The sequence below is a fragment of the Streptomyces sp. ActVer genome (assembly GCF_027270795.1).
GTDB classification, from domain to species: Bacteria; Actinomycetota; Actinomycetes; order Streptomycetales; family Streptomycetaceae; genus Streptomyces; species Streptomyces umbrinus_A.
Window position 1 is genome coordinate 1 of the sequence record NZ_JAPWHT010000642.1, and the last position, 4,380, is coordinate 4,380.

3 protein-coding genes and 1 pseudogene are annotated in these 4,380 nt (G+C 71.8%); all 4 read left to right on the forward strand.

Translation table 11 applies throughout. The features are described 5' to 3' along the window. Positions 1-725 (forward strand): annotated as a pseudogene (locus tag O3Q52_RS49555) (hypothetical protein); the annotation flags it as partial. A 269-nt stretch (positions 726-994) separates the two neighbouring features. Continuing rightward, the gene (locus O3Q52_RS49560; protein WP_055614862.1) at positions 995-1,837 is read left to right on the forward strand and encodes a nitrilase-related carbon-nitrogen hydrolase; all 843 of its coding nucleotides are present in this window, start codon (positions 995-997) and stop codon (positions 1,835-1,837) included. Continuing rightward, complete coding sequence (locus O3Q52_RS49565; RefSeq protein ID WP_269655000.1) at positions 1,834-3,159, forward strand: aspartate aminotransferase family protein; 1,326 nt, start codon at positions 1,834-1,836, stop codon at positions 3,157-3,159. The genes O3Q52_RS49560 and O3Q52_RS49565 overlap by 4 nt, the downstream gene beginning before the upstream one ends. Positions 3,160-3,212: 53 nt before the next feature. Next, positions 3,213-4,380, forward strand: a 1,168-nt coding sequence (locus tag O3Q52_RS49570; protein ID WP_269655001.1) for a PucR family transcriptional regulator ligand-binding domain-containing protein, incomplete at its 3' end; no start/stop codon positions are given.

The window sequence follows — 4,380 nt, forward strand, 5'->3', positions numbered from 1 at the left end:
CCCCCAAGCAGCGCTCGAAGCGCCGCGCGCGCGGCAGCGCCCGGTTCGCCGGGATGATGGCCGAGGACGCCGCCGCGCCCGCCGCACCGGCCATGCCCGTACCGCCCACCGCGGAGCCCACGCTGCGCGGGGCCCGCTTCGCCGGAGTCGCCGAGGAGCCCGCGCGGCCGAAGGCGCGGCGTGAGCCGCTGGACGACGAGGCGCGCCGGACCACCGTCCAGACCGTCGAGCGGCTCGTCCGGCTGCGGCGCGAGGGGCACAGCGGCGAGGCGCACGCCCTGCTCGTCGAGGCCGCGTACTGGCCCGCCGCCCGTTTCCCGCTCCTCGCCGCCGAGCTCCATCGCGCCGGTCTGGGCGCCGACTGGGCCACCCTCCTCTGGGAGGCCGCCTCCCTGCCCGCCGACCGCCTGGTCGCCGCCGCCGACGCACTCGCTGTGGCGGGACGCACCGCGGACGGCGACCAGATGCTCCGCCAGGGCGTCGTACGCCCCGCCCCGGAAATAGGCGAGGCCGTACTGGGCCTGGTCGGGGAGGACCGCCACCGCGAGGTCCGGGCCCTCCTCGACGCGTACGTCCGCATCCGCACACCCGAAGAGGCCGCCCGCAGCGTCGAGACCGACCCGCCCCGCCTCATCCCCCTCCTCCTCGAAGCGGCCCGCCACGTCTCACAACAACGCCACTGGGACCTGATCCACGCCCTCAGGGTCGCGGGCTACACGGCTTGAGCTGTCCCGGACCGGGGAAAGGTTCACCTCCGAGGCCCCGGCCTACCCCATCAGGGGCGCGGGGAACTGCGCGATCAGCCCACGACTACCGGCACTCACCCACTCACCGTCACCCCCCTCACTAACCCACGAGGGTAGGAAACAAGATCGACTCAGCCGGTTAACGACGATGGTCTTGCCCAGCGCAGCGCCTCCGCTTACTTTCGGGGCTCTACGCCCACCATCTACGGGCGTAGAAGCTCTCTGACGTCCCGTCGAAGGAGCAGCTCATGGCCAACGTCGTACGCGCCGCTCTGGTCCAGGCCACCTGGACCGGCGACACCGCATCCATGGTCGCCAAGCACGAGGAGCACGCCCGCGAGGCGGCCCGTCAGGGTGCGAAGATCATCGGATTCCAGGAAGTCTTCAACGCCCCCTACTTCTGCCAGGTCCAGGAACCGGAGCACTACCGCTGGGCGGAACCGGTACCGGACGGCCCCACCGTCACCCGTATGCAGGAGCTCGCCCGCGAGACCGGCATGGTCGTGGTGGTCCCGGTCTTCGAGGTCGAACAGTCCGGCTTCTACTTCAACACGGCCGCGGTGATCGACGCCGACGGCACCTACCTCGGCAAGTACCGCAAGCACCACATCCCCCAGGTCAAGGGCTTCTGGGAGAAGTACTACTTCAAACCGGGCAACCTCGGCTGGCCCGTCTTCGACACCGCGGTCGGCAAGGTCGGTGTCTACATCTGCTACGACCGGCACTTCCCGGAGGGCTGGCGCCAGCTCGGTCTGAACGGCGCGCAGCTCGTCTACAACCCGTCGGCGACCTCCCGCGGTCTGTCCTCCCACCTCTGGCAGCTGGAGCAGCCCGCCGCGGCCGTCGCGAACGAGTACTACATCGCCGCGATCAACCGTGTCGGCGAGGAGGAGTACGGGGACAACGACTTCTACGGGACGTCGTACTTCGTCGACCCGCGAGGCCAGTTCGTCGGCGAGACCGCGAGCGACAAGAGCGAGGAGCTCGTCGTCCGCGACCTCGACTTCGACCTGATCGAGGAGGTCCGCCAGCAGTGGGCCTTCTACCGGGACCGTCGCCCCGACGCGTACGAAGGGCTGGTGCAGCCGTGACGACAGACGACTCCCAGGGCCAGGCCCACGGCTCGGCCAAGCACCTGTACCAGCGCCACCAGTCCGTCCTCCCCGACTGGCTCGCCGTCTACTACGCCGATCCCATCGAGCTCACCCACGGCGAGGGCCGCCACGTCTGGGACACCGAGGGCAACAAGTACCTCGACTTCTTCGGCGGCATCCTCACCACGATGACCGCGCACGCCCTGCCCGAGGTGACGAAGGCCGTCAGCGAGCAGGCCGGCCGGATCATCCACTCCTCCACGCTGTATCTGAACCGGCCGATGGTCGACCTCGCCGAGCGGATCGCCAAGCTGTCGGGCATCCCGGACGCGCGTGTCTTCTTCACGACCTCCGGCACGGAGGCCAACGACACGGCCCTGCTCCTCGCCACCGCGTACCGCCGCAGCAACCAGATCCTGGCGATGCGCAACAGCTACCACGGCCGTTCGTTCACCTCGGTCGGCATCACCGGCAACAAGGGCTGGTCGCCGACCAGCCTCTCGCCCCTCCAGACGCTGTACGTGCACGGCGGCGTCCGCACCCGCGGCCCGTACGCCGATCTCGACGACGCCGGCTTCATCGCGGCCTGCGTCGCCGACCTGGAGGACCTGCTCGGCCACGTCCGCCCGCCCGCGGCCCTGATCGCCGAGCCCATCCAGGGAGTCGGCGGCTTCACCGCACCGCCGGACGGCCTGTACGCGGCGTTCCGCGAGGTCCTCCAGGAGCGCGGCATCCTCTGGATCGCCGACGAGGTGCAGACCGGCTGGGGCAGGACCGGCGACAACTTCTGGGGCTGGCAGGCGCACGGCCAGAACGGTCCGCCGGACATACTCACCTTCGCCAAGGGCATCGGCAACGGCATGTCCATCGGCGGCGTCGTCGCCCGCGCCGAGGTCATGAACTGCCTGGACTCCAACTCCATCTCGACGTTCGGCGGCACCCAGATCACCATGGCCGCGGGCCTCGCCAACCTCACGTACCTCCTGGAACACGACCTCCAGGGCAACGCCCGCCGCGTCGGCGGCCTGCTCATCGAGCGGCTGAGGGCCATCGCGGCCCAACTGCCGGGCGTACGGGAGGTCCGGGGCCGGGGTCTCATGATCGGCATCGAGCTGGTGAAGCCCGGCACCGACCGGGCCGACCCGGACGCGGCCGCCGCCGTGCTCGAAGCGGCCCGCGAGGGCGGCCTGCTGATCGGCAAGGGCGGCGGGCACAACACCAGCGTCCTGCGGATCGCGCCACCGCTGTCGCTCACCGTCGCGGAGGCCGAGGAGGGCGCCGCGATCCTGGAGCGCGCTCTGCGGAGCAGCCGGTCCTGACGAGGCGTCGGCCCTGAGGAGCGCTCAGCAACGCAAGATTGAAGGTTCGCCGCATGACCACCGCCTTGGAACCCGCCCTGTCGGTCCGCCAGGTCCTCGCCCTGGAGCGGGTGCTCGCCGGGGAGCCCGAGGTGGTGGCCGGCGCGGGCCAGCTCGACCGGCCCGTGCGCTGGGTGCACGTCGCCGAGGCCGCCGACGTCGGCGTGATGCTCAGCGGCGGCGAGATGGTCCTCACCACCGGGGTGCTGCTCGCGGGCGACCCGGAGGCCCAGGCCGAGTACATCCGCTCACTGCACCGCGCGGAGGCCTCGGCCGTCGTCCTCGGACTCGGCCGGGCCTTCCCGACCCCGCCCGAGGTGATGCGCAGGGCGGCCGAGCGGTGCGGGCTGCCGATGATCGTCCTGCACCGCCCGTTCCCCTTCGCCGAACTCACCGAAGAGGTCCAATCCCGGCTCGTACGAAGGAAGTTCGCGGCCGTCAGCCTGTCGGAGTCCGTCCGGACCGCGCTGACCGGGCTCATCACGGCGGGCGCCCCGCTGCAGCGGATGCTCGACGAGATCGCCTCGCACAGCGCGTGCCCCGTCGTCGTCACCAACCTCGCGCACCGCGTCCTCGCCACGGCGGGGGAGCGGTCCGCGGTCGACGACGTGCTGCGCGACTGGGAACGCATCGCGCGGCAGGCCGGCGGCAGCGAGGGCGACGGCTGGGTCCGCGCCGAACTGGGCGGACGCGGCGAACGCTGGGGCCGCATCGTGCTGTGCGGCTACCGCGGCGACGCCGCCACCGGACGGCTGCTCGCCGACCGCGGGGCCGAGGCCCTGGTCCTGCACCGCATGCTCGGCGGCACCGTGCACTCATGGGAGGAGCAGTCCGCCGAGAGCCTGCTCACCGACCTCGTCTCCGGAGTCGTACCGGCCCGCCAACTGCTGCCCCGGGCCCGGGCGGCCGGACTGCCGGTCAACCGCCGGACGTTCGTGCCCCTGGTCGTACGGGACACGGAGGCGGCCCAACTCGACCGTGTACTGCGTCTGTTGGGGCTGCCAGGGCTCGTCGCCGAGCTGGCCGACGGGGTCATCGCCGTACTGCTGAGCCTGGCCAGGGACCAGGACGCCGAGGCCCTCGCCGCCCACTTCGCCACCCGGCTGCGTACGGAGGCGGGCGGTGGTGCGGCCGGTGACTGCAAGGCGGCCGTCGTCGCGGCGGCGGACGAGGTCGGAAAGG

Excerpts from the sequence above, each read along its gene's own strand:
- O3Q52_RS49560 (WP_055614862.1), top strand. The coding sequence starts at position 995 with ATGGCCAACGTCGTACGCGCCGCTCTGGTCCAGGCCACCTGGACCGGC.